This is a genomic window from bacterium, assembly GCA_024228115.1.
Classification (GTDB): domain Bacteria; phylum Myxococcota_A; class UBA9160; order UBA9160; family UBA6930.
In genome coordinates this window covers 1-996 of record JAAETT010000048.1, presented here as the reverse complement: position 1 = coordinate 996, position 996 = coordinate 1, and the positions used below count along the sequence as shown (strand labels likewise).

At 61.2% G+C, this 996-nt stretch carries 1 protein-coding gene; it reads right to left on the bottom strand.

Going from position 1 to position 996, the window contains the following annotated elements; all coding sequences use genetic code 11:
• Positions 1–359 precede the first annotated feature (359 nt).
• Positions 360–827, bottom strand: coding sequence for a hypothetical protein (locus GY937_01700; protein MCP5055417.1), 468 nt, complete (start codon positions 825–827; stop codon positions 360–362).
• Between the last annotated feature and the right edge of the window lie 169 nt (positions 828–996).

Here is a 996-nt window from a genome sequence, read left to right as displayed (position 1 = left end):
TCCGGTCGAGCCGGGAGGGCGTTCGCCCTGGGTCAAGGACCTTTCGACCCGGAAGATCTGAATCGGAATCCGGAACGGCGGGCTGCGTCGCCCCCCGGCCAAATGATCAGATTTCTACGCTTCTGAGTGAGCGTCTACAGCGAAGGGGCCGCTCGAGCCCAGGGCTGTCGCGCACCACGCGGTCCGTTCGACCTTATGTCCCGGGATTTTCTCGGGGTCTTGAGGCATGAGGAGGCTCGGAGGAGCAACTCGAGGCAGAAACCCGGGCCGTAAGGTCCACTATGTCCCGGGTTTGTCGGCGACCGTGCCGCGCAGGCTGTCTGGCGTGGGACGGCGGCAGAAGGGCGGACTTCACTCTCCTATGGGTCGAGCCTGACCAAGCGCCGCCAATCAATGAAGGGGCCGACGTTCTCGAGAACATCGAGGCGAACTTCCCGGCGTCGGAGAGCGTGCACCTCCCGCGGAAGTCGACCAAGTGCCTCGGAGAGTTGAGCCTGGATGGTCTCCGATGCATCCGAGGGCGCGAAGTACAACTCAAGCACCTTGTCCCAGTGGAACAGCTGCTTCCTTCGAAGGAGTCGACGCCTAGTTGGAGAGGTCTCCGGGAAGGCGAGGGCGGCGTGAAGATGGCCTCGACGGAAGAGCTCGCCCTTGACTTGCCCTTTTCCAGCGTAGAGCCCAACCCAACCGAAGATGCGGTTGTAGTCCCAGGGAAACGCGGTGTCTGCTGAAAAACGGTCAGCAGCTTCGCTCTCCAGCTGACCGACGAACTCGTCCTTCTGCCTCTGTTGGTCTCGGTAGTGAACCGCCTCGGAGCGGTCGTACACTGGAATCTCAAGGAAGAAGCGGCCAGGTGTGGGGATGTCCCAGAACCGGTTGATTTTCTGAGAGTTTGAGAGCGGCGGCTCCTTCACCCTCCGTGTATTACGGAGGGGGTCACTACACCAAGAAGGAACCGCCACCATGACCAAGCATGCCAAGAAGTCCGATCATCTC